The organism is Pseudomonas sp. BSw22131 (genome assembly GCF_026810445.1).
Lineage (GTDB): Bacteria > Pseudomonadota > Gammaproteobacteria > Pseudomonadales > Pseudomonadaceae > Aquipseudomonas > Aquipseudomonas huanghezhanensis.
The window spans coordinates 4,691,791-4,717,694 of sequence record NZ_CP113949.1; the positions used below are offsets into that span (position 1 = coordinate 4,691,791).

Genomic DNA, 25,904 nt, shown 5'->3' on the forward strand with positions numbered 1-25,904 from the left:
CTCACCGGGTTGTACGATCACACCCGGCAAGCCAATAACCAAAGGGCTCGAACGCTGCAAAGCCTTACACCGCTGCCTCCGGCAACGGTTGTTCGCGCAGTTGCCCGTCTTCGATACGCAAGTGGCGACCGTGGAAGCGCTTGAGGCTGCTGCGATGGCCGATGCTGAGCAACGTCAGGCCCGGCAGTTCATCAATCAGCGCCTGATACAACGCCGCTTCGTCCTCTTCATCCATCGCCGAAGTCGCTTCGTCCAGATACAGCCATTGCGGTGCGTACAGCAAAGCACGGGCAAACGCGACACGCTGCTGCTCACCGGGCGAAAGCATGCGTTGCCAGTGGTTGTTTTCATCCAGACGCAGGATCAGATAGCCAAGGCGGCACGTCTCGAGAATTTCGGCGAAGCGTTCGGCCGGATACACCTCCGGCGCCTGTGGATAACTCAATGCCTCACGCAGCGTCCCGATGGGCAGATACGGTTTCTGCGGCAGAAATAACGAACGTTGCGCCGGTAGTTTTACCGCGCCGTGCCCGTCGATCCACAAACCGCCCATCGCCCGCAACAAGGTACTTTTACCGCTGCCGGAACGACCGCTCAGCATGACCTTGTCGCCTGCGGCAATGCTTGCGTTGGCGTTGCTCAGCAACTGACGACCACCGGCCAGCGACAGGTCCAGTCCCGCGAGATGCAAAGCGTTTTGCTCATGGTTCACGTCAATGGCAGGCACACGCGCTTCGTTTTGGTCCATGGCCTGACGAAAGCTCAGCAGACGATCAGAAGTCGCGCGCCACGACGCCAGCGACGCATAGGCATCAATGAACCAGCTGAAGTTTTCCTGCACATTGCCGAACGCCGAATTGATCTGCATCAGTTCGCCCAGCTCGATCTTGCCCGCGAAATAGCGTGGAGCAGCGACCACAAAAGCAAAAATGATGGCGATTTGCGAATAGCCAGCGGTGAAGAACGTCAGGCGTTTCTGCACTTTCATGATGGTCCAGAAGTTGCTCCAGACCATGCCGAACCGTGCGCTCAGACGCTGATTCTCGTTGGCCTCGCCATCGGACAGGGCGATGCTTTCGGCATTCTCGCGAACGCGCACCAGTGAGAAACGCATGTCGGCTTCATACCGTTGTTGTTGGTTGCTTAGCAGGATCAGGCGCTTGCCGATCAAGTGCGTCAGCCAGCTACCTACAGCGGCGTAGAGCAACGCAGCCCAGAACATGTAGCCGGGAATGGTGATGCCGAACAGCTCGATGCTGCCGGAGACGCCCCACAAAATAACCGAGAACGACACCAGACTGACCACGGTGCGCAGCAGACCCAAGCTCAGGCTCAGGGTGTCGGAGGTGAAATTGTTCAGGTCTTCGGACAAACGCTGGTCGGGGTTATCGGTGTAGCCGCCCTGCTCCAGCCGGTAGTAATTCTTGTGCGCGAGCCACTTGGCGAAGTGTTGTTCGGTCAGCCAGCGGCGCCAGCGAATGGTCAGCATCTGCGTCAGGTACAGCCGGTAAACCGCGCCAAGAATCGCAATCGCAGCGATCCCGCAGAAGTACAGGATCAGGTGAGTAAATGCAGCAAGGTCTTTGTTCTGCAGGGCGTTATAGAAGTCACGGTACCAACTGTTGACCAGCACCGAGATGAAAACACTGAACAATGACAGGACGATAACGGCGACCAGCAGCACCCATGCCATGCCCTTTTCTTCACTGCGCCAGTAAGGCGTTACCAGCTTCCAGACACGAGGGAAAAAATTCCCGGACACGGTGTCGTTGACCTTGGATTCTTCGGCATTCAAATTCATGGTTAAGGCTCAGTGGCAGGTATTTAGTGGCGTCTTCAATGTGCCAGACGCCACCCACGATCTTCCATGAATAAATGTTTAAGTCCTCAGCGACGGACAGGACGCTTTTGCAGCTTGCGTTGCAGCGTTCGGCGATGCATGCCCAACGCTCGCGCGGTGGCGGAGATATTGCCCTCGTGTTCGGTCAACACGCGTTGAATGTGCTCCCACTGCAAGCGGTCCACCGACATCGGGTTTTCCGGCACCAGCGTGTCGAGATCCGCGTGCTCGGAGAGCAATGCCGCCAGCACGTCGTCGGCGTCGGCAGGTTTGCACAGGTAATTGCAGGCGCCGCGCTTGATCGCCTCCACCGCCGTGGCGATGCTCGAATAACCGGTCAGTATCAGCACCCGCATTTCCGGGTCCAGCTCCAGCAGCTTCGGCAGTAGCACCAGCCCTGAATCGCCTTCCATTTTCAGATCGACAGCGGCGTAGTCCGGGATATCGGCCTGGGCCAGGGTCAGCCCCTCTTCGGCGGAGCCTGCGGTGGTCACGCGAAAACCGCGCCGCGCCATGGCACGCGCCATCACACGGGTGAACGTGGCGTCATCGTCGACCAGCAACAAATGCGGCAGCTCTGCGCCTTCAACCTGAATCTCGTCGGTCATGCTTCATCTCCTCGTGCGTCACGGGGCAGGCGCAGCTCGGTGAGCGTACCGCCTTCCTCGTGAGGATAGAGTTTCACCGAGCCGCCCGCGCGGGTCACGCTGGCTTTGCTCAAGAACAGGCCCAGGCCGAAACCTTTGCCCTTCGTTGTAAAAAAAGGTTTGCCGATCTGCTCTGCGATCGCCAATGGCACACCGGCCCCGTGGTCACGAATGCTGATACAGATTTCGTGTTCATCCCAGTCCAGATTCACCTCGAGCCCTTCGGCACAGGCGTCGGCGGCGTTGTTCAACAAGTTGAGCAAGGCCTGCGTAAGGTCCGGCGGCGGCGATATCAACGGCAGCTTGCCTTGCCCCAGCCTTTGAAAACGATAGCTGGCTTCGGGGCGCATGAGATGCCAGCGATTGAGCGCCTGATCAAGCCAGTGGCTAACTGTTTGCTCCTGCACCGCCAGCCGCCGATTGGCTTCAGCGGCGCGCACCAGCTGTTGCAGGGTTTCCTTACACAGCTTGACCTGATCCTGGAGGATCGAGAGGTCTTCCTGTAGCGCCGGATCGTGGTGGTCCTGACGCATCTCTTTGAGCAACACGCTCATGGTCGCCAAAGGGGTGCCGAGCTCGTGTGCGGCGCCGGCCGCTTCGGTGGCAACAGCTAGCAATTGCTGATCCCTCGCGGCCTCCTCCCGTCGCAACGCCCGCATGTGCTCCTGCCGGCGCAGCTCTTCGGCCATGCGTGCGGCAAAGAACGTGATCACGCCCGCAGCAAGCGCAAAGCTCAGCCACATGCCATATATCTGTAGTTTTTCCCGGGACACCGCAAACGCTTCAAGCGGATAGAACTGCGCCAGCATCAGCGTGTACAGCGCCAACGCAATACCCGACAGGATCAGCGAATAGCGCCACGGCAAGGTCACGGCAGCAATGGTCAGCGGCACCAGATAATAAGAAACGAAAGGGTTGGTCGAGCCGCCTGAGAAAAACAGCAGTGCGCTGTGGATAAACAGGTCGAACGCCAGCTGGACAGCGTATTCAAGCTCGGTCACCGGCCAGGAAGTTCGCAGCCGCAGTGCGGTCAACAGGCAAACGATGGCGGAGAAACCGAGGGTGATGTCCAGTTGTAGCCACGGCAGTGGTAGCAGGTTGAACAGGTAAGCGACGGCCACCGAACCTGCCTGCGCGGCGAGTACGAGTACGCGTATAAAAGTCAGCCGCCAGAGGTTCTGGCGGGTGGCTGAAAGCATTTGGACGGGGGCGAGCATGAGCTCTCCTGATGAGCGCTCCAGGCGAATCGCTGGGAGTATAACCAATGCCGGTTGGAATACAGCGAAAGTGCGTCAAACCGCCACATGACTGGATGGACTTGGAAACCGTATACGAATCTGTAGGAGCGAATTCATTCGCGAGGCATCGGGTCGGGCAAAGCAGGAATAACGGTTGTCTGGCCTTCTCGCGAATGAATTCGCTCCTACCGGGATGACAGCCAGATCCCCTGCCGGAACAAGACCCCGGCATTACAGTCTCATTGACATCCGTCCGGCGAGCCCTCGCGGAAGGTTCATACAACAAGGAGTTTTTATGCTCAGCCATCACCCTATCGCCACCCTCATCGCCATCGGCACAGTGGCGTTTGCCAGCATGCCTGCTATGGCGGACGACGTTCACTACAACCAGGTTTCAGTACGCGCCGAGGTCAATCAAGAGGTTCAGCGCGACCTGATGTCAGTCACGCTGTACAGCGAATCGCAAAACGCCGACCCGGCAAAACTGGCCGCAGAAATCACCGAAAACCTGAACAAGGCATTGGGTCAGGCGCGTCAGGTGAAAGGGATCACCATTCGTCAGGGCAATCGCAACAGCTACCCCATTTACGACGACAAGGGCCAGAAAATCACTGGCTGGCGCGAGCGTGCCGAGCTTCGACTGGAGAGCGCCGACTTTGCCGCGCTCTCCAAGCTGACCGGGGAAATGCTCGGCGCCGAAATGAAGATGGGCGGCATGGATTTCTCCATCTCCAAACCTGCGCGTAAAGCCAGCGAAGACACCCTGCTCAAAGACGCCGTTGCGGCCTTCCGCACCCGCGCCCAACTGGTGACCGACGCGCTGGGTGGCAGCAGCTATAAGCTGGTCAACCTGAACCTCAACACCGCCGGCTACCCTCAGCCCTACATGCGCGGGCCGGTGATGATGATGAAAGCGGAGCGCTCCGATGCAGCAGCGCCGACTCCGGAAGTGGAAGCCGGGACCGCGGAAGTCAGCGTGACGGCCGATGGCGTGATCGAAGTCGCCATCCCTTGAGGCCAGCCAGCGGCAGCCATGGGCTGCCGCTGTTTCCTTCATTGTCACCACATCTTTAAGGGCCGACGCGTGGCATTTGTCTCGCTGCGCGGTTCCTCTCTCCTACACCTGCAACCGCCCCTGCCGATTCCCAAACTCCCGGTAAACCCTAGACTGGCGGTTCACTAAACAGCGCCCGCTGTGCCGCCAATGCTGCCTCGACACCGAGGCCAGGCCGCAGGCGCCTTCACGGAATCAAGGAAGAATCCCATCATGTCTTTCCAGGCACTGGCGATAAAACAGACCCCGCTTACCGATCAACCTCTGCACAGCACCTTTGCGCTGGAAACGTTGACCCAGGTGGCGAAAGCCCAAGGGCCCGACGCGTTCACCTCACTCATCCAGCAGATATTTGGAAGCGACATTGAGCCCCACACCTGCGCAAAACTTCGCACGTTGCTGTTGGCTGGCGAGGTGCAGAACCCGACGATCACCCTCACCGAGTCCTTGGGCTACGACGCCGACTATGACAACCGCGAACGCACGATCCGCATCGATTGGGGGTTTTACCTGCGCACCGCACAAGGACCCAACGCGCACTGGTTGATGGATGCATTGCTGCACGAGTTCGGTCATCACATCGACAACCTGTTGCGACGCGATCTCTGTGATCTCAATGAGCACAGCGCTCCTTTGGTCGACGGCGATGCCGCCGGGGAAGAAGGCGAGCGTTTCTCCTATTGGATGGCGCGTATCGGCCAGCATGCAGACGATGAGTTCACCATCGCCCGCCCCGTGAAAACCGGCGCCTACACCCACGAAATCCAGGCCAACTGGAAGGAAGCCGCCGCGCGCATTCAGGCACGCTACAACGAACGCCACGGTCACTACGATGCCAGCCACTCTCACCCAGACCGCGAACCGTTCGAAGCCGGTGAAGGTGACGATCACAAGCGCACTCACCAGCAGATCGAAACCGTACTGATCGGCCTGGGGTTTGATCGGGACGAAACTCACATGGTGTATTTCGGCAATTGGCTGCGTGATTACTCGCAACTGCTCGACCCGAAGATCGTTCGCGCAACGACAATGCCCAAAAACTTCCCGGACGTGTTGTCCCGCGATGCGTTGACACGGATCGTTGACGTGATGGCAGTCAAGCACTTCAGGCTCAGACGCCACTTTCCGGAACACTTCACTGTCTCCCCACAAATGCTGGGGGTGTACCGCCCTACCGAGCACATCGACAACCCAAAAGTCAGCGACCCGCAGGCGTCTGAACCCACTCTTCGCGACAAGGATTTCGAACCGCTTGTGCGTGACGGCAATCCGCTGCTGGACGTTGATTACGAGACGTCGATGAAGCGCTACATGGCGCAGTCGGTCACGTTCATGCAGGCAGAACTGAAAATAGCGATGCAGGAGCGCTCCGTCAGCAACTTGCGGGCATTCGGTTCCGCTCTGCATGTGCTGGAGGACTTCTTTGCGCACTCCAATTTCGTCGAACTGAGCCTGATCAAGAACGGCCACACTGACGTCGTTGCGTGGACCTCGCCCGCCCCTTGTAAAGCTGGCATTCCCCTGGTGACAGGCATGTTTGGTCCCACCGATGTGCTGGCAAGTCTCGCCGGGCCGTTGGGTGAAATTCTGTTTTCCACGGAAGACGTGACGTACATGCCTGTAAAAGCAGGTGATCGCAGCCCCAGGGAGCAAGTGTTGTTAATCCTGCTGGAGGAGCACCACAACCCAAGTTATCTGGAAGCGTTCAACACCTATCTGACTACCCGTGACGAATGGGTGGATTTGCCGTTCGTTGAGTTTTTGCAACGCTGTGCGCAGTACCTGCTGGGGCTTTCTTCCGTCGTCGGTAACGGGGTTGGCATCATCATGAAAGACCTGCTAACCCATCTGGGTGAGAACGTCGACGACTGGCAAACCCGTTATGGACAGGATCCACACCTGAACGGCTCGACCGATCCGACCCACTCGCAACTGGCCAAGGATCATGCTGAGCATCCTCTTCATCTGCTCGCCGCTTCGCTGGCCTCTGACGCCGTCAAACAAGTCGCTCAGGCCATGACCGACTACTGGAATGGCGACACCAGCGCAGACCCTATTGCCGTAGCAACCGCCTATTTCAAACATCCACAGGATTGCGACTGGCAGGACGCGCCTGTCATTACCTGGGCCGCTGCCAATCCTGAAGCGTTACGCCGTAGCCAGTCGAAGACTGAACTCGCTGAAATCAGCAAGACGCTCGCGCGCTCCGGGAGCAGAGCCTTGGAGCAACTGAGAAAAGACAGCACGGCCTATCTCACCTTCCTGCGGGGTGAGTTTCTGGATGCGAACTCGCCGATCTGGTTCCTGAATAGCCTGACGCCCCTCGGCCAGCTGTCAAAAGGAGCGCTCAAATACCTGAAACTCATCTGACCTGCACGCAACGCTTGTAGGAAAACCAAGCAGTGCGGCAGTCTTTGCGGTCTATCATCTTCGATGGTCAGGACGGCGAGATTGCCGCACGATTTTTTGGGACAAGCGCGAGGTTTACATGGGCAAGACGTTTCAACCCCTGCTGCTCACCGCAGCGATGCTGGCGTGTGCGCCGATGGTTCAGGCTGCGAGCACGCTGGTGTACTGCTCCGAAGCGAGCCCCGCCGGCTTCGACCCAAGCCAATACACTAGCGGAACCGAGTTCGATGCCTCGGCAGAGACCGTCTTCAACCGGCTGACCCAGTTCAAGCGTGGCGGCACTGAAGTCGAGCCGGGGCTGGCGACAAAATGGGACGTGTCTGGCGAAGGGCTCGTCTACACCTTTCACCTGCGCCCTGGCGTGAAATTCCACACCACCGACTACTTCACGCCAACCCGGGACTTCAACGCCGATGACGTGCTGTTCACATTCAAACGCCTGCTGAATCCAGACGACCCCTTTCGCAAGGCCTACCCGTCGGAGTCGCCCTACTTCACCGACATGGGCATGAACACCACCATCAAAAACGTCGAGAAAGTTGACGAGCAGACCGTCCGCTTCAGCCTGAACAACATCGACGCAGCGTTTATTCAAAACCTGGCGATGAGCTTTGCGTCCATCCAGTCTGCTGAATATGGCGCGCAGTTGCTCAAGGAAGGCAAAGCTGCCGACATCAACCAAAAGCCCATCGGCACCGGGCCGTTCGTGTTCAAGCGCTACCAGAAAGACTCGCAGATTCGCTACACCGGCAACACGGCCTACTGGAAACCCGAAGACGTGAAGATCGACAACCTGATCTTCTCGATCAACACCGACCCCGCCGTGCGCCTGCAAAAACTGAAGACCAATGAATGCCAGGTCAGCGGTTACCCACGCCCGCAGGAAATCGAAGAAGCGCAGAAAGACCCCAACCTGAAAGTGCTGAGCCAGGCCGGCTTCAACCTTGGCTTTCTGGCCTACAACGTGACCCATCCACCGCTGGATCAACTCAAGGTTCGCCAGGCGCTGGATATGGCTATCGACAAGCCGGCGATCATCAAAGCGGTCTACCAAAGTGCGGGCCAGTTGGCGCAGAACGCGTTGCCGCCGGATCAGTGGAGTTACGACCCCAGCATCAAAGACGCGCCCTATGACCCGGAAAAAGCCAGACAGCTGTTGAAAGAAGCAGGCGTTGCCCCGGGCACGCAAATCAACTTGTGGGCCATGACCGTCCAGCGCGCCTCCAACCCCAATGCGCGGATGTCGGCGCAGATGATCCAGCAGGACTGGGCGAAGATCGGCATCAAGGCCAACATCGTCAGCTACGAATGGGGCGAATACATCAAGCGCGCCAAAGCCGGCGAACACGACGCCATGATCTACGGCTGGACAGGCGACAACGGCGATCCGGACAACTGGCTTGGCGTACTGTACAGCTGCGCGGCGGTCAAGGGCAGCAACTACGCCAAGTGGTGTAACCCGGCCTACGACAAGCTGGTCAATCAGGCAAAGCTGACCAGCAACCGCGATGAACGCATCAAGCTGTACCAGCAGGCACAGCACGTTCTGAAAGCGGATGTGCCGATCACGCCTATCGCCAACTCGAAGGTTTTCCAGCCGATGCGCAAGGAAGTCCAGGACTTCAAACTCAGCCCGTTTGGCCTCACGCCTTTCTATGGCGTCAGCCTGAGCAAATAGCTGAAAGAGTGTTTCACAGGTAACAACCGCGTACTAATCGGGTGCATTCGCCACATTGGCGTGCGCCCGATTGGTGCACGAAACATATCGATATGCGACACGCAAACGTTCAACTGCGTCAGAAATTATAGTTTTGCGACATTCCTGTACGTTCGTGCCACACTTTGACACTTCAGTGGCTTCAGCGTCTTGCTTTGGGTATGACGCCTGCATAAGTATCCGCAGGAATGACCCACAAGGTCGTTCCCTCTATTAAAAAATGACAACAACTGAGGCCACCATGCTCAAACAAGCGGTCATTCCGTTTCTACTCAGCGCAGGTTTGATCGCCAGCGCTCCCTTCGCCCAGGCAGCATCGAATCTGGTGTTTTGCTCCGAAGGCAGCCCAGCCGGCTTTGACCCAGGTCAATACACCACCGGTACCGACTTCGACGCCTCGGCAGAAACCATTTTCAACCGTTTGAGCCAATTTGAACGTGGCGGCACCGCCGTGATCCCAGGCCTTGCAACCAGCTGGGACGTGACACCGGACGGCCTGACCTACACCTTCCATCTGCGTGATGGCGTTAAATTCCACACCACGCCTTACTTCAAGCCGACGCGTACCTTCAATGCCGATGACGTGCTGTTCACGTTCAACCGCATGATCAACAAGGACGACCCGTTCCGTAAGGCCTACCCGACCGAATTCCCGTACTTCACCGACATGGCGATGGACACCAACATCACCAAGATCGAGAAAGTCGACGAGCACACCGTCAAAATGACGCTGGGCACTGTGGACGCGGCGTTCATCCAGAACCTGGCCATGAGCTTCGCCTCTATTCAGTCCGCGGAATACGCAGCCCAACTGTTGAAAGAAGGAAAGGCTGCCGACATCAACCAGAAGCCGATCGGCACTGGCCCGTTCGTGTTCAAGAGCTACCAGAAAGACTCCAACATCCGCTTCACCGGGAACAAGGACTACTGGAAGCCTGAAGACGTCAAAGTCGACAACCTGATCTTCGCTATCACCACCGACCCCTCGGTTCGCGCCCAGAAGCTGAAGAAAGGCGAATGCCAGATCACCGCTTACCCGCGCCCTGCCGACCTTGCTCCACTGAAGGCCGACGCAGCATTGAAGATGCCTGATCAGGCAGGCTTCAACCTGGGTTACATCGCTTACAACACGATGGACAAGATCAAGGGTGACGATAAGCCGAACCCATTGGCCCAGCTGAAAGTGCGTCAAGCGCTGGACATGGCTGTCGACAAAAAAGCCATCATCGACGCGGTGTATCAGGGTGCAGGTCAACTGGCGGTCAACGCCATGCCGCCAACTCAATGGTCCTACGACACCACGATCAAAGATGCCCCGTACGACATCGCCAAGGCCAAGGAACTGCTCAAAGAAGCGGGCGTTAAGGAAGGCACTGAAATCACCCTGTGGGCGATGCCGGTTCAACGTCCTTACAACCCGAATGCCAAACTGATGGCCGAAATGCTCCAGAACGACTGGAAGAAGATCGGCATCAACGCCAAGATCGTTTCCTACGAGTGGGGCGAATACATCAAGCGCGCCAAAGCGGGTGAAAACGGCGCGATGCTGATTGGCTGGAGCGGCGACAACGGTGATCCGGACAACTGGCTGGGCACCCTGTTTGGCTGTGATGCCCTTGACGGCAACAACTTTGCCAAATGGTGTGACAAGCCGTTCGACACCCTGATCCATCAGGCTAAAGAAACAACTGATCAGGCCAAGCGCACCGAACTGTACAAACAGGCGCAGCACCTGCTCAAAGACGCTGTTCCGATGACACCTATCGCGCACTCGACCGTTTACCAGCCGATGCGTAAAGAAGTCCAGGACTTCAAGATCAGTCCATTCGGCCTGAACTCGTTCTACGGCGTCAGCGTCAGCGGCAAGTAATCAACCTGCAAACTGTCGACAGTCGCGTCACCTTCGGGTGATGCGACTGTGTCGTTGCCTGGGCGTTCTTGAGCGATAAGGTCCATATCATTAGTTTGCACCGAGCGAATAAGTCATTGCCTACTAATAATATGTACTTGTCCTACATACACTGAAGCACTCGTAACTCTTTACTGTGCGGCTTGGCGGCCCTACCTACGCCAACGCCCGTGCCTTTTTGTCGTCGTTTATTTGAACGGTCGGGCCGTCTCTCAATGCCGAGGCGTTTGCGCAAACAGTTGCGCAAACAAAGTCTGCCGGGCCACAGCCGCTTTTACGTTTCAAACGATAAGGATTGTCATGCGTAATCAACTGTTTCTGTCATCGTTGTTAACAGTCGGCCTAACTTCAGGGCTATTAGCCACTACTCAGAATGTTCAAGCGGCTACCAAAAGCCTGGTGTTCTGTTCTGAAGCAAGTCCGGCAGGCTTTGATATCGCGCAATACACGTCAGGCACTGACAACGATGCAGCCGAACCCATTTACAACCGTCTGACCGAATTTGAAAGGGGCAGCACCAGCGTGGTTCCTGCACTGGCAACGGGTTGGGATGTGTCGCCGGACGGCTTGGTCTATACCTTTCACCTTCGCTCCGGCGTCAAGTTCCACAGCAACAAGACCTTCACCCCCTCCCGCGACTTCAATGCAGACGATGTGCTGTTCACTTTCAACCGCATGCTGCAAAAGGATCACCCGTTCCGCGTCGCCTACCCGACGGAGTTCCCTTACTTCACCGGCATGGGGATGGACAAGAACCTCAAGTCCGTAGAAAAGACTGATCCGCTGACTGTCGTGTTCACGCTCAATAAAGTGGACGCCGCGTTTATTCAAAATGTCGCGATGAACTTCGCGTCCATTCTTTCGAGTGAATATGCTGAAAAATTGATGGCATCGGGAGACGTTCGGGATATCAATCAACAACCCATTGGTACCGGACCATTCGTATTCCAGCGTTATCAGAAAGATTCGCAAATTCGTTATAGCGCCAACAAACAGTTCTGGGATCCGAGCCGGGTGAAGGTGGACCAATTGATTTTCGCCATCAATACCGATCCTTCGGTACGGGTTCAGAAACTCAAAAAGAACGAATGCCAGATCACCTCCAACCCACGTCCTGCCGACCTCGATGCACTGAAAGCGGACAAGCAACTTCAGGTGATCGAGAAACCCGGTTTCAACCTGGGGTACATCGCCTACAACGTACGTCACGCGCCGCTGGATAACCTGCAGGTGCGCCAGGCCCTGGACATGGCAATCAACAAACCGGAAATCATCAAGGCGGTGTATCAGGGCGCGGGGCAGTTGGCAGTCAATGCGATGCCACCGACCCAATGGTCTTACGACGAGACCATCAAGGACGCCCCTTACAACCCGGACAAAGCCCGGGAAATGCTGAGGGCCGCGGGCGTCAAGGAAGGTACGGTGATCAACCTCTGGGCCATGCCCGTGCAACGTCCTTACAACCCCAACGCCAAGCTGATGGCGCAGATGCTGCAATCGGACTGGGGGAAGATCGGGCTCAAGGTCAACATCGTCAGCTACGAATGGGGCGAGTACCTCAAACGCAGTAAAAACGGCGAACACGATATCTCGCTGATCGGCTGGACCGGCGACAACGGTGACCCGGATAACTGGCTGGGCACGCTTTACAGCTGCGCAGCGATCGGCGGCAACAACTACTCAATGTGGTGCGACGAGAAATACGACGCGCTGGTGAAGGCAGCCGTCGCAACATCCGACAAAGGCCAGCGCATCGATTTGTACAAACAGGCGCAGCACTACCTGAAAGAACAAGTACCGATCACCCCGATTGCCCACTCGACTGTCAATCAGCCGTTGCGGGCCGAGGTTCAGGGGTTTCAGGTCAGCCCGTTCGGTCGAAACAATTTTTCCGGCGTCGACATCGCCCAATAACCCATGAATGTGCGCCAGGGGCGAATGTCGCCCCTGGCGCAGCCATTTCTGCAATCTGCTTTTTTGATCAAAAAACGATCAAGACAGCGTGATAACCAGTTCCACCCCAAGCCAGCCTATTCATAAAACTGGCCTTATAAGAGTCTCAAAGGGAGCTTCAAACGTGAAAAAAGCAAGTACCGCTGTATTCGCCTTGTCCATGATCGCCTTGAGCGTAGCGGCCCAGGCAGAGCCAACCAGCCAGGAGTTCGTACCGACCGAACTGGCGTCGACCAATCTTCAAAGCGAAGCAAAGGGCTTCATCGAAGATTCGAAGCTGACCGGGTCCACCCGCAACTGGTACGCCAACGAGCTGAAGCGCCGTGGCGGACAGTTCAGCCGTAGTGACAATGGCGTGGTCGTCGACCGCGACCCGCGCCGGATCAACTGGGTGCAAGGCACCATCATCGATTACAGCTCGGGCTTCACTCAGGGCGTCGTCGGGTTCGCTACGCAACTGGCGATGTACAACGCTGTTGCACTGGATCAAGACTCAGGCGACATCATGGGCCCGAACAACCGCACCCTGACCCGCAGCAACGGCGATGCCGTTGGCCAGTGGAGCAAGATGGGTCTGGCCAACGTCCAGGCGCGCGTTTCCAACACCACGCTGACCCTGGGCCGTCAGTCGGTGAACACGCCAGTGATCGCCTTCATCGGCAACCGTGCACTGCCTTCGAGCTTTGAAGGTGTGAGCCTCAAGAGCGACGAATTCAACAACCTGTCATTCCAGGCAGGCAGTTTCGACCGCGTATCGCCGCGTTCCGAGCAAAGCCTCACCAAGTTCACCTCCGAGTACAGCGCCAACGGCGCCAAGGCCGACCGCGTCGACATGGCCGGCTTTGACTACAAACCGTTCAAAAGCCTGACGACCAGCCTCTACGCCTCCAACGTCGAAGACTTCTGGCACCAGTACTACCTGGGTGTACTGCACGAAATGGGCGACACCGATGTCGTAGGTCTCAGCACCAACCTGAACTACTACAAAACCAAGGATTCCGGCGCCCGCAAGATGGGTGAGATCGACAACGACACGTACAGCCTGTCGTTGACCGCCACCCACAAGGCGCACAGTTTCAGCATTGCGTACCAGGAAGTCGAAGGCGATACCTACTTCGACTACGTGCACGATACCAACGCCATCTTCCTGGCCAACTCCCTGCTGTCGGACTTCAACGGACCAAACGAAAAATCCGTGCAACTGAGCTACCTGCTGAACATGGCTGACTACGGTGTCCCGGGTTTGAAGTTCAACGTCTATCAGGCGCGCGGCTTCGACATTGATGGCACCCATTACAAAGGCACCGCGTATGACGTATCGCGCATGGATGGCGAAACCCATTACGAATACGGCGTCGGTTCCACTTACACCCTGCAATCGGGCCCGCTGAAAGCCACGGCTGTGCGTGCGACCTACACCACGCACCGCGCCAGCGCTGAACAGTCTGACGGCAGCATCAACGAGTTCCGCGTGGTCACCACCATTCCATTCAACATCCTGTAACTGCAGCGATTGAGCGGCGAGCCCGGCCAACGGGGTCGCCGCCTGATCACTTAATGGCTTCACACTTGCGGAGGGCGTCCACATGAAATCGAAATTCAAGCTCGCAACGTTACGCAACGCGGTTGCACTGGCCTTGTTCAGTGTGGCGGTGGGCGTTTCGGCCAAACCTCTGGTGGTCTGCACCGAAGCCAGTCCGGAAGGGTTCGACACGGCGCTCTACACCACGGCCGTGACCGCCGATGCTTCGGCGGAAACCATTTACAACCGTCTGGTGGATTTCAAGCCAGGCACCACAGAGATCGTTCCGGCATTGGCCGACACGTGGGAGATCAGCGATGATGGCCTGACCTACACGTTCCACCTGCGCAAGGGCGTCAAGTTTCACACCACCGAATACTTCAAACCGACCCGCGACATGAACGCCGATGACGTGCTCTGGAGCTTCCAGCGTCAACTGGACCCTAACCACCCGTGGCATAAACAGTCCACCGTCGGCTACCCGTACTTTGAAAGCATGGGCTTTAAAGAGCTGCTCAAAAGCGTCGAAAAGCTGGACGACAACACGGTCAAATTCACCCTGACCCGTCGCGAAGCGCCGTTCCTGGCCGACGTCGCCATGGCATTCGCCTCTGTTTACTCGGCCGAATACGCCGATCAGTTGCTCAAGTCGAACAAGACCGAGGAGCTGAACAGCCACCCGATCGGCACCGGTCCGTTTATCTTCCAGCGCTACGCCAAGGACGCACAGGTGCGCTTCAAGGCCAACCCGGACTACTTCCGTGGCAAGCCGCCAGCTGACGCATTGATTTTTGCCATCGCCACGGACAGCAACGTCCGCCTGCAAAAGCTCAAGGCCAACGAATGCCAGATCGCGCTCTATCCAAAGCCTGATGACATTCCGAACATCAAGAAAGACCCCAACCTTAAGATCGACGAACTGCAGGCCATGACCACCGCCTACATCGCGATGAACACCACGCACAAATACATGAGCGATGTGCGCGTGCGCAAAGCCATCGACATTGCGTTCGACAAAGAAGCCTACGTTAATGCGCTGTTCGGCAAGGGCAACGCCAGCGTGGCGGTCAACCCCTACCCGCCCACTTTGCTGGGCTACAACAACCAGTTGAAGAACCCGCCCCACGATCTGGACAAGGCCCGCGCTTTGCTCAAGGAAGCCGGCGTGCCTGAGGGCACCGTGTTGACTCTGTTCACTCGCAACGGAGGAGGCGCAACCAACCCTAATCCGACGATGGGGGCACAGATGATGCAAGCCGATTTGGCGAAAGTCGGCATTAAGTTAGATATTCGCGTCATGGAATGGGGCGAAATGCTCAAACGGGCGAAAAACGGCGAACACGACATGGTCTCGGCTGGCTGGGCAGGTGACAATGGCGACCCTGATAACTTCCTGACTCCACTGCTCAGTTGCGAGGCCGCTAAAAACGGCGAAAACTACGCGCGCTGGTGCAATCAGAAGTTCCAGACGCTGATCGATCAGGCGCGGGAAAAAACCGACCCGGCTGAACGTGCAGCGCTCTACGAACAGGCCCAGGAAGTGTTCAACCAGGACCTGCCGTGGATCAGCATGGCCCACACCAAGATGTTCACCGCAATGCGCAACAATGTAGAGGGCTATCACATTAGCCCCCTCACCACTAATAACTTCGCTACCACCCAAGTGAAGTAGAAGAAGAATCTGGCGGGCTCGTAACCTGAGACCCGCCAGAACACGCCTAACCGGCTGATGAGGTACACGAGAAGATGTTTAGTTTTATCGCCCGCCGAGTGGGGTTGCTTATACCCACCTTCTTCGGCATCACCTTGCTGACGTTCGCCCTGATTCGCCTGATTCCAGGTGACCCGGTCGAAGTCATGATGGGTGAACGCCGGGTTGATCCGGAAATGCACGCCCAAGCCATGGAACGTCTTGGCCTGAACAAACCCCTTTATGCGCAATACATCGATTACGTCGGCAAGCTCGCCCATGGCGACCTCGGCGAATCGTTGCGGACGCGCACAAGCGTGTGGACCGAATTCACCGCGCTGTTCCCGGCCACTCTGGAACTGTCGCTGGCGGCACTGATCTTCGCGGGCATTCTCGGCCTTCTTGCCGGGGTAATCGCAGCCCTGAAACGAGGGTCCCTGTTCGACCATGGGGTCATGGGTATTTCGCTCGCGGGATACTCGATGCCGATCTTCTGGTGGGGCCTGATCCTGATCATGTTCTTCTCGGTTTCGCTGGGCTGGACGCCGGTTTCAGGGCGTATCGACCTGCTCTACGACATCCCGCCGAGAACCGGCTTCATGCTGATCGACACCCTGCTCAGCGATGAAGAAGGCTCGTTCCTTGATGCGTTGCATCACCTTATTCTGCCGGCCATCGTGCTGGGTACCATCCCGCTGGCCGTTATTGCCCGGATGACCCGCTCCTCGATGCTGGAAGTGTTGCGCGAAGACTACGTGCGTACTGCCCGCGCCAAAGGCCTCTCGCCTGCCCGTGTGGTGTTCGTCCACGGCCTGCGCAACGCACTGATCCCGGTACTGACCGTGTTCGGCTTGCAAGTCGGCACGCTGCTGGCCGGTGCTGTTCTGACGGAAACGATCTTCTCCTGGCCGGGCATCGGTAAATGGCTGATCGAAGCCATCGGTGCGCGTGACTACCCTGTCGTGCAAAACGGGATTTTGCTGATCGCCTGCCTGGTGATTCTGGTCAACTTCCTGGTGGACATCCTCTACGGATTTGCCAACCCACGCATTCGTCACCAGCGCTGAGATCACTTCTATGAGCACACCTACTCCTGTAGTAGCAGTCGATCAAAGCCTGCTCTACCCGTCTCCGTACAAAGAGTTCTGGCAAGCGTTTGCCAAGAACAAAGGCGCTGTCGCCGGTCTGGCGTTCATGGTCCTGATCGTTTTCTGCGCACTGTTCGCGCCCTGGGTCGCGCCGCATGACCCGAGCGAGCAATACCGCGACTTTCTGCTGACCCCGCCGGTCTGGCTTGAAGGCGGTCAATGGCAGTTCCTGCTGGGCACCGACGAACTGGGACGCGACCTGCTGTCACGCCTGATTCAGGGTTCACGCCTGTCGCTGCTGATCGGTTTGTCTTCGGTGGTGATGTCGCTGATTCCGGGCATTTTCATGGGCCTGATTGCGGGGTTCTTCCCGCGCGTCCTCGGCCCCACCATCATGCGCCTGATGGACATCATGCTGGCCCTGCCTTCGCTGCTGCTGGCCGTGGCCATCGTCGCCATCCTTGGCCCTGGCCTGATCAACACCGTAATTGCCATCGCCATCGTATCGCTGCCGTCTTACGTGCGCCTGACCCGCGCTGCGGTAATGGGCGAGCTGAACCGTGACTACGTGACCGCCGCGCGTCTGGCCGGCGCCACCTTGCCGCGCCTGATGTTCATCACCGTGCTGCCCAACTGCATGGCGCCGCTGATCGTACAGGCCACGTTGAGTTTCTCCTCGGCAATCCTCGACGCCGCAGCGTTGGGCTTTCTGGGTCTGGGTGTACAACCGCCGACGCCTGAGTGGGGCACCATGCTCGCTTCGGCCCGCGACTACATCGAACGCGCCTGGTGGGTCGTCAGCCTGCCCGGCCTGACCATTTTGCTCAGCGTGCTGGCAATCAACCTGATGGGCGACGGCTTGCGCGATGCGCTTGATCCGAAACTCAAGAACGCCGCCTGAGGACGTCCGAATGTCTCTTTTAGAAATCAAGAACCTCAACGTTCGCTTCGGCGACGCCAAGGCTACACCCGTTGTCGACGGCCTGGACCTGAGCGTCGACAAAGGCGAAGTTCTGGCCATCGTCGGCGAATCGGGCTCGGGTAAATCCGTGACCATGATGGCGCTGATGGGGCTGATCGACTCCCCCGGCATCGTTACCGCCGACTCGCTGATCTTCGATGGCAAGGACATGCTCAAACTCAGCTCGCGCCAGCGCCGTCAGGTAGTCGGAAAGGATCTGGCGATGGTGTTCCAGGACCCGATGACCGCGCTGAACCCCAGCTACACCGTGGGTTTCCAGATTGAAGAAGTGTTGCGCGCCCACTTGGGCATGTCGGGCAAGCAGGCGCGCCAACGTGCGCTGGAACTGCTGGAAAAAGTGGAAATCCCGGGCGCTGCCCAGCGTCTGGACGCTTATCCGCATCAGCTGTCAGGCGGTATGAGCCAGCGTGTCGCGATTGCCATGGCGATTGCCGGTGAGCCCAAACTGCTGATCGCCGACGAACCGACCACGGCACTCGACGTGACGATTCAGGCGCAGATCATGGACCTGCTGCTGGCGCTGCAAAAAGAGCAGAACATGGGCCTGGTGTTGATCACTCACGACCTTGCCGTCGTGGCCGAAACCGCCCAGCGCGTGTGCGTGATGTACGCAGGCCAGGCGGTCGAAGTGGGTCAGGTACCAGGCTTGTTCGATGTCCCGGCACACCCTTACAGCGAAGCATTGCTGGCGGCGATTCCGGAACACAGCATGGGCTCGGCGCGCCTGGCCACGCTGCCAGGCATCGTCCCCGGTCGTTACGACCGTCCGGTCGGCTGCCTGCTGTCGCCACGCTGCCCGTACGTTCAGGAAAAATGCCACCAGCAACGCCCAGGCCTCGACCCCAAGGCTCATAGCCTCGCGCGTTGCTTCTATCCGCTGAATCAGGAGGTGGCGTAATGAGCGTCGTTCTTACCGCCCGCGACCTTACCCGTCACTACGAAGTCTCCCGCGGCCTGTTCAAGCCCAACGCTGTGGTACGTGCGCTCAACGGCGTGTCGTTCGAACTGGAAGCAGGCAAAACGCTGGCGGTGGTCGGTGAATCGGGCTGCGGCAAATCCACCCTGGCCCGCGCCCTGACGCTGATTGAAGAACCTTCGTCGGGCTCATTGAAAATCGCCGGTCAGGAAGTGGCAGGCGCCACCAAAGAGCAACGCAAGCAGTTGCGCAAAGACGTGCAGATGGTGTTCCAGAGCCCGTACGCCTCGCTCAATCCGCGGCAGAAAGTCGGTGATCAACTGGGCGAACCGCTGTTGATCAACACCAAGCTGTCCGCAGCCGAACGTCGCGAGAAAGTGCAGGCGATGATGAAGCAGGTCGGTCTGCGCCCTGAACATTATCAGCGTTACCCGCACATGTTTTCCGGCGGTCAGCGTCAGCGTATCGCCCTGGCGCGCGCAATGATGCTGCAACCTAAGGTGTTGGTGGCTGATGAGCCGACGTCGGCGCTGGACGTTTCGATTCAGGCGCAGGTGCTGAACCTGTTCATGGATTTGCAGCAAGAGTTCAATACCGCTTACGTGTTCATTTCGCACAACCTGTCGGTGGTGCGTCATGTCGCCGATACGGTGCTGGTGATGTATCTGGGCCGGCCTGCGGAAATGGGGCCGAAAGAGGATATCTATGCGCGTCCTCTGCACCCTTATACGCAGGCGCTGCTGTCGGCAACTCCGACGATTCACCCGGACCCGTTGAAGCCGAAGATCAAGATTGTCGGTGAGTTGCCTAATCCGCTTAATCCGCCAAGCGGCTGTGCTTTTCACAAGCGCTGCCCGTATGCGACGGAGCGTTGTGTCAACGAGGAACCGGCGCTGCGTGAGGTCGATAACCGTCAGGTTGCCTGTCACTACGCGGAGCAGTTTGTGGCGTGATATGAGCCGCCTTGCGGTGTGTTGATCAAAGGCCGTTGCGCGCAGGTGCAACGGCCTTTTTTGTGGGCGGGTTTATGCTGAATCTTTGATCGCTATGGGTGACGATACGCACAATCTGTAGGAGCGAATTCATTCGCGAGAGGCCTGTTTGGTCGATGCTTCTTATGAGCGCTAGCCAGTGCATTTCGGCTTGGCTCATTTGCTTTGGATTGGGTGTATATCCGTTATCCAGGGTGCTGCTGATATTGGTTTCGCTTTTACAGCGAGCCACTTTTGAAAAGCACAAAAGTAACCAAAACGCCTTTGCTCCCGGTTTGGCCCGACTTCGTCGGGTTCCCTCACTCCGGCGATGCTCCGTGGGCACGCGCCGAACGGACATCCATGTCCTGAAGGCGCTTGCCGGGCATCCCTGCCCGGCAGCCCACTGCGCATCACCTGCGTTCGGCCTGCACCCAGGTCGCAATGTGCGGTGTTTGGGCTGATGTGGGTGAAGATCAAGGGCATTCGCTTTCTGCTTTGGGCGTTGGGATGGGCTTTGTCATGACACCACCGGCCTCTCGCGAATAAATTCGCTCCTACAGGGTTTGCGCCATGCCGAGCTTTTGAGTGATACACAAAGTGCGTATAGGTTTTGTGTCGTGGCGAGGTTTTGGATGCGCCGCAAATGCGACTTTGGGAGGCCGAACGCAGGCGTTGCGTAGGGGACAGCGCGGCATGGATGCCGCGTTAGCTGCCCCCGGCCATGGATGGCCGATGGCGGCGTGTCCCCGGAGCAATGCCGGAGCGAGGGAACCCCGACGAAGGAGGGGCCGGACACGGGAGCGAGACCTTTTGGTTACTTTTGCGGCGTTTGGCAAAAGTGACCCGCCGTAAGGGCGGAACCGATATCAGTCACACCCCAGATAATGGATATACACCCAATGTTTCATCGTTAGGTTCATGACTGCTTCGCAGCCAATCGTCAGCAAGCTGGACTCCTACGGCCTCCGGCCAGAAGCTTGGTGCGCCGGAGTCAATAAACATCCCGACGATAACGCCCCTGCTCGATCAACGCTTCAACTCCATCCTCACCCAGCAGCGCTTTCAGCACGTCATCCACTCCCGAGGCCATGCCTTCCAGACTGCCGCAAATGTAGATCGCGGCGCCGTCGTCCAGCCAGCGATGCAGCTCGTCTGCCGCTTCACGCAGCCGATCCTGAACGTAGACCTTTTCAGCCTGATCCCGGGAAAACGCCAGATCCAGACGCTCGATATCGCCCATCATTAACCAGCCCTGCAGCTCGGAACCGCAATGGAAGTCATAGGCCACATTGCGCTCGCCGAACAACAGCCAGTTACGCTGCTGGCCCTGGGCGATACGTGCCTTGAGCAGGCTGCGCAATCCCGCAAGGCCTGTCCCGTTTCCAATAAGAATCAACGGAACCGGCTCGCTAGGCAGATGGAAGCTGCTATTGCGGCGCACTTTGACACTGATCGAATCGCCCTGCGCCGCATGCTCGGTCAGCCAGCCGGACCCCAGCCCTAGCGATCCATCGGGGTGCAGTTCCTGACGAACAATCAGTTCCAGCGAATGGTCCGCGGGCACCGAGGCAATCGAGTACTCGCGCATAGCCAGCGGGACCAACGCATCGACCAATGCCTGCGCGTGCAGGCCGACCAGATGACCCCGGTTCTGGGGCAACTGCCGCGATGCCAAGGCTTGGCTGAGGGTTTCCTGCAAGCCATCAACCGTCACTTGAGTGTCCGGCGCAATGCCCATGCCGGACAAAAACTGATCAACTGCCTTACCGCTATTGCGCGGCAGGATTTCCACCAGATCACCCGCTTGCCAGTCAGCAGCTTCAGGTGGCGTCAGGCCCAGCAGAAACACTTTGGAACCGGCACTGCCGGGATTGAGCCATTCACGCTTAGCCAGGGTCCAGCTGCCGAAAGCCGGGATCTGCCAACCGGTGAGTGGCGTGCTGCCAGTCAGTTGCCCCAATTGCTGTTGCCACTGATGCAGGGCGGTACTGTCGCCACTGTCCACTTCCACCGGGGCAAACAGTGTGCTGCCACCACGGGAGGCGAGCCAGCCGTGCAGACGCAGGGCGAAGCCGCAGAAATCTTGATATTGGCGGTCACCAAGGGCCAGCACAGCGTAATTCAGGTTGCTCAACGACAGCGGCTTGCCAAGCACGTTGCGCTCGAAACGCCGAGCGCTGTCCGGCGCTTCGCCGTCGCCGAAGGTGCTGACGACAAACAGGGCGTTGTGGCTGCGATTGAGGTCTTGCTCGGTGATATCGCCTAAACGCTGCACCTTCACCGGCATCCCCGCGGACTGCAACTGCCCGGCTGTCTGCCAGGCCAGTTGCTCTGCAAAACCGCTCTGGCTGGCAAAGCCGATCAACCACGCAGGGCCCGTCTCGCTGCCATCGACCAGCGAAACACCGCCGCGCGCGTTACGTACTTCGCGTTTCTTGCGACGACGATCCAGATACAACAGCCAGCCAGTGATGAAGAACAACGGCATCAACAACGCCGCCACGGTGACCACGATGCGACCAATGAGGCCAAAGTAGCTGCCGGTGTGCAGCGAGTAATTGCTGATCAGTAACTGCGAACCCAAGCCTTTTTCGCCATAGAGAGAGACCGATTTGAGCTGGCCTGTGGCGGGGTCAAGGAACATCTGATTGAGGGCACGCGGGTGCGGCGCGTCCTTGAGCAGGAAGTAAATCTGCGCAGGTTGTCCGGCCGCAGGCGGCAGACGCAGGTTGTAGGAATTGAGCTCAGGCCCGGCAGTCTTCTGCAGGGTGTCCCAGATGGCGGCGTAATCGACGATTAGCGGCCCGGCGTCGGCCGCCGCTGACGTTGCGGCGCGCCCGCCTTTACCTTTGCGCGGCTGCTCGCCTGCAACGGGCGGATCACCGATGAGGCGGGTCACACTGTTGTTGAACCAGTCGTAAGACCACATCAAGCCAGTGATCGACAGCAGCAGGTAAATCACCAGGCACCACGTGCCGATTACCGAGTGCAAATCCCAATTGAAACTGCGTCCCTTCTTCGCCCAGTCCAGCGTCAACCACACGCGCCAATTGAGCGCCTTGCGCGGCCAGCGCAGATAAAGGCCGGACAGGCAGAAGAACACCAGAATCAACGTGCACGCCGCAGTCACCTGCTTGCCGTATTCGCCCGCGGCCAGAAATCGGTGCAGTTGCAGGATGAAACCGAAAACATCCTGGCCGATAGCATCGGGCTTCAGCGCTCCGGTGTACGGATCGAAATTGCGCATGAGCCCGCGTCGCTCGCCCGGCGCTGGCGTGAACCAGACTTGCGCGGCTTTATCGCCATCGACCTCGACGCGCAACATGGCCACAGTGTCGTGGGCAGAGGCTTCGATTCTGCGCACCATCTCGGCCATCGGCAGTTGCGCTTCCAACGGCTGCACAAACAACGCCGTAGGATTGATGGCATCAAGGATTTCGTCCTCGAACGAATTCAGCGCACCGGTAATGCCCATTAGCGCGAGGACGAGCCCGGCGGTAATGCCAAAGAACCAATGGACTTGAAACAGGACTTTCTTCGACACCCTCGACCACCTCATTAACCGTGGCGCGCAGTATGCGCCGAAACGGAATGGATTCTCATCTGTGTGCCGTTCTGGATACCGCAATCATTTCAACTGCTCGCGAATGAATTCGCGCCTACAGATGAATGCTGAACGCGCCGTTCACACAAAAGCCTCACTCACCATTGGCAAGCGGGGCTTTGCGGTTTCCACTGTTTAGAAGTGGAAGCTGACACTCATCAGCGCGGTACGGCCGGCGGCCATGTGCGCGTAATGGGTGGTGAACACTTGATCGTAATAACGCTTGTCGGTGAGGTTCTGCACGTTGAGTTGCAGGTCAACATTCTTGGTGAATGCGTACGTCGCCAGTGCGTCATAGCGCCAGTAGGAAGGCACTTCCACCGAGTTGGCTTCGTTGCCGAAACGCGAGTCGACGAACGTTGCACCGCCACCCACGGTCAGCTTGGGCATCAGGTCGTACGTGGACCAGAAGTTGAAGCTATTGCGCGGCGTGCTCGGCATATGATTGCCCTCGTCCGCCTTGCTGGTGGCTTTGACGATCTCGCTTTCCATGTAGGTATAACCGCCGTAGACCTTCCACTTGCTGGTGATCTTGCCGGTGTAGGTGAACTCGAAACCGTCCACACGCTGCTCGCCATCGAGCACCTGGAACGTGGTGTTGTCAGGATCAGTGACGCGCGCACTGGTCTTCTCGGTGCGGAACAGCGCTGCGGTCAGCGACAGGTCATCACCGAAGAAATCCCACTTGGTCCCGAGCTCGTAGTTGCGGTTCTTTTCCGGATCAAGGTCGGCGTTGTTGGCGGCGATTTCCAACCCGCCGTTACCGCTTGTTTCACCCGACGGGTTGCTCGACGTCGACCACGCCGCATAGACACTGCCGTTTGGCAGCGGCTTATAGACCACGCCCACCTGGTAGTTCCAAAGCTGAGTGGTGTTCTGGCGATCAAAATCACCCGCCACTGCACCACGTCCGCCAGTGCTGTAGCCGCTGGAGCGCACATCGTAATCATCGAAGCGCAGGCCCAGGTTCAGCGACCACTGCTCATTGAACTTCAGGGTGTCGAACACGTAAGCGGCGCTGGTTTTGGTGTCCGTGTCGGTGAAGGCCTGGCTGTCAGTGATGGTGCCGCTCCATGCCGCACTCGGCGTTGGGTCGTACAAACTGGTGCAATCGCCGGAGCGCAGCAGCGCCGCGTTGCACGTCGAGCCAATGGTGCCGCCCGTGGAGCTGAGTACGTTGTAGGCCCGGTTGTGCGTGTCCTGATACGAAAATTCGATGCCCGTCACCAGGCTGTGCTCGATAAAGCCGGTATCGAACTTTGCCGTCAGGTCGGTCTGGTTGACGAAGCCGCTGGACGTCGAGTTACGGCTCTTGGCCGAACGCGATACCCGTCCGTTGGCGACGTTGCCGCGACTGTCATCCGGGTTGGTGACGATGTAATCCAGGGTCAAGCGCGACATGCGGAAGCTGTTGGAGATCGTGAGGTTGTCGTTGAGGTCGTGTTCAATGCGGATCGTGCCGCTGTCGTTGACGCTCTTGCGGTAGTCGCGATCGGTCAGGCCATAAAAGTTGTTTTCGTTGACGTGGGCAGGTTTGTCGACGATGTATTTGCTGCGACCGACAGTGCTGGTCAACGGGATGCCGTAATCGGGCATGTCGTCAGTGGACAGGTGGTAGTAATCGACCTTCACCCGCGTGTCGGTGCCCAGACCGAACGCGAACGAAGGCGCAACGCCCCAGCGGCTGTTGTCGACATCGTTGCGGCCGGCGACGTTGGAATCATGCTTCATCAGGTTCAGGCTGCCGCCCGTGGAGCCTGCGCCGGTGAACGCCGAGCCCGGGCCTTTGCTGACCTCGACCGATTCGACGTTGAAAATCTCCCGGCTCTGCGCCGCCACGTCGCGCATGCCATCCACGAACACGTCACTTCTGCGTTAAAGCCACGAATGATCGGGCGATCGGCATTCGGGTTACCGCCCTCGCCTGCACCAAAAGTAATGCCGGGGGTGGTGCGCAATGCGTCAGCCAGGCTCGTGGCCGCGGTGTCGCGAATCACTTGCTGAGGGATCACCGTCACGCTTTTTGGCGTCTCGCGCAGCGGCGCGGTGTACTTTTTCGAGGCCGACTCTTCGGTCTTGTAGGCCGTATCGGCGCGCTCGCCGTCAATGTTGGTGGCCCCGAGATTCAGCGCGTTGTCCGATACGGGTTCCGCGGCCTGCACCATATGGGCGGCTGACATCGTTGCAAGAGCGACGGCGATGACGATGGAACGCTGCGAATGTGCGGTAAACGGTTGTGCTTGGCGCGACATTTTCCTTCCCCAAGGAAACAATAAGGCGGCGGAATATAGTTGAGACCGCTTCGCATTCGCATAAAACTTACATTCTTTACACTTTCCCATTACTCAATTTTCACATCTG

At 58.1% G+C, this 25,904-nt stretch carries 15 protein-coding genes and 1 pseudogene; 11 read left to right on the forward strand and 5 right to left on the reverse strand.

The genetic code is table 11. The features are described from left to right. Positions 1-64: 64 nt before the first annotated feature. From OYW20_RS21245 to OYW20_RS21255, 3 genes are all read right to left on the reverse strand, one after another. Positions 65-1,801 (reverse strand): ABC transporter ATP-binding protein/permease, encoded by a 1,737-nt coding sequence (locus OYW20_RS21245; RefSeq protein WP_268797876.1) that lies wholly within the window; start codon positions 1,799-1,801, stop codon positions 65-67. Between the two features lie 86 nt (positions 1,802-1,887). Continuing rightward, the gene (locus OYW20_RS21250) at positions 1,888-2,448 is read right to left on the reverse strand and encodes a response regulator transcription factor (protein ID WP_268797877.1); all 561 of its coding nucleotides are present in this window, start codon (positions 2,446-2,448) and stop codon (positions 1,888-1,890) included. Beyond that, entirely contained in the window at positions 2,445-3,704 is a 1,260-nt protein-coding gene (locus OYW20_RS21255; RefSeq protein WP_268797878.1) for an ATP-binding protein, read from the reverse strand. The genes OYW20_RS21250 and OYW20_RS21255 overlap by 4 nt, the downstream gene beginning before the upstream one ends. 316 nt (positions 3,705-4,020) lie before the next feature. Between OYW20_RS21255 and OYW20_RS21260 the strand changes: the two genes are divergently transcribed. The 11 genes from OYW20_RS21260 to OYW20_RS21310 all read left to right on the forward strand — a co-directional run bounded on the left by OYW20_RS21260 (position 4,021) and on the right by OYW20_RS21310 (position 19,918). Beyond that, on the forward strand, positions 4,021-4,740 hold the full coding sequence (locus OYW20_RS21260; RefSeq protein WP_268797879.1) for an SIMPL domain-containing protein: 720 nt from the start codon (positions 4,021-4,023) through the stop codon (positions 4,738-4,740). A gap of 252 nt (positions 4,741-4,992) precedes the next feature. Then, complete coding sequence (locus tag OYW20_RS21265) at positions 4,993-7,149, forward strand: HET-C-related protein (protein WP_268797880.1); 2,157 nt, start codon at positions 4,993-4,995, stop codon at positions 7,147-7,149. Between the two features lie 118 nt (positions 7,150-7,267). Then, positions 7,268-8,866 (forward strand): ABC transporter substrate-binding protein, encoded by a 1,599-nt coding sequence (locus OYW20_RS21270; protein ID WP_268797881.1) that lies wholly within the window; start codon positions 7,268-7,270, stop codon positions 8,864-8,866. Positions 8,867-9,146: 280 nt separating this feature from the next. Next, positions 9,147-10,775 carry an ABC transporter substrate-binding protein gene (locus tag OYW20_RS21275; protein WP_268797882.1) on the forward strand — a complete coding sequence of 543 codons (1,629 nt, stop codon included), beginning with the start codon at positions 9,147-9,149 and terminating at the stop codon, positions 10,773-10,775. Positions 10,776-11,114: 339 nt separating this feature from the next. Continuing rightward, entirely contained in the window at positions 11,115-12,728 is a 1,614-nt protein-coding gene (locus OYW20_RS21280) for an ABC transporter substrate-binding protein (protein WP_268797883.1), read from the forward strand. A gap of 163 nt (positions 12,729-12,891) precedes the next feature. Continuing rightward, positions 12,892-14,271 (forward strand): OprD family porin, encoded by a 1,380-nt coding sequence (locus OYW20_RS21285; protein WP_268797884.1) that lies wholly within the window; start codon positions 12,892-12,894, stop codon positions 14,269-14,271. 82 nt (positions 14,272-14,353) lie between these two features. After that, complete coding sequence (locus OYW20_RS21290) at positions 14,354-15,961, forward strand: ABC transporter substrate-binding protein (protein ID WP_268797885.1); 1,608 nt, start codon at positions 14,354-14,356, stop codon at positions 15,959-15,961. 74 nt (positions 15,962-16,035) lie between these two features. Continuing rightward, positions 16,036-17,046: an ABC transporter permease subunit gene (locus OYW20_RS21295; RefSeq protein WP_268797886.1), complete on the forward strand. Its 1,011-nt coding sequence runs from the start codon at positions 16,036-16,038 to the stop codon at positions 17,044-17,046. Between the two features lie 10 nt (positions 17,047-17,056). Then, positions 17,057-17,968: an ABC transporter permease subunit gene (locus OYW20_RS21300; RefSeq protein WP_268797887.1), complete on the forward strand. Its 912-nt coding sequence runs from the start codon at positions 17,057-17,059 to the stop codon at positions 17,966-17,968. A gap of 10 nt (positions 17,969-17,978) precedes the next feature. After that, positions 17,979-18,947, forward strand: a complete 969-nt coding sequence (locus tag OYW20_RS21305; protein ID WP_268797888.1) for an ABC transporter ATP-binding protein — start codon at positions 17,979-17,981, stop codon at positions 18,945-18,947. Further along, the gene (locus OYW20_RS21310) at positions 18,947-19,918 is read left to right on the forward strand and encodes a peptide ABC transporter ATP-binding protein (protein WP_268797889.1); all 972 of its coding nucleotides are present in this window, start codon (positions 18,947-18,949) and stop codon (positions 19,916-19,918) included. Before OYW20_RS21305 ends, OYW20_RS21310 begins: the two co-directional genes overlap by 1 nt. A 1,012-nt stretch (positions 19,919-20,930) precedes the next feature. Here the strand turns inward: OYW20_RS21310 and OYW20_RS21315 are convergent. Both OYW20_RS21315 and OYW20_RS21320 read right to left on the reverse strand, forming a co-directional pair. Continuing rightward, positions 20,931-23,483, reverse strand: a complete 2,553-nt coding sequence (locus OYW20_RS21315) for a PepSY domain-containing protein (RefSeq protein ID WP_408005429.1) — start codon at positions 23,481-23,483, stop codon at positions 20,931-20,933. Positions 23,484-23,678: 195 nt separating this feature from the next. Then, positions 23,679-25,795 (reverse strand): annotated as a pseudogene (locus OYW20_RS21320) (TonB-dependent receptor). Positions 25,796-25,904 lie beyond the last annotated feature (109 nt).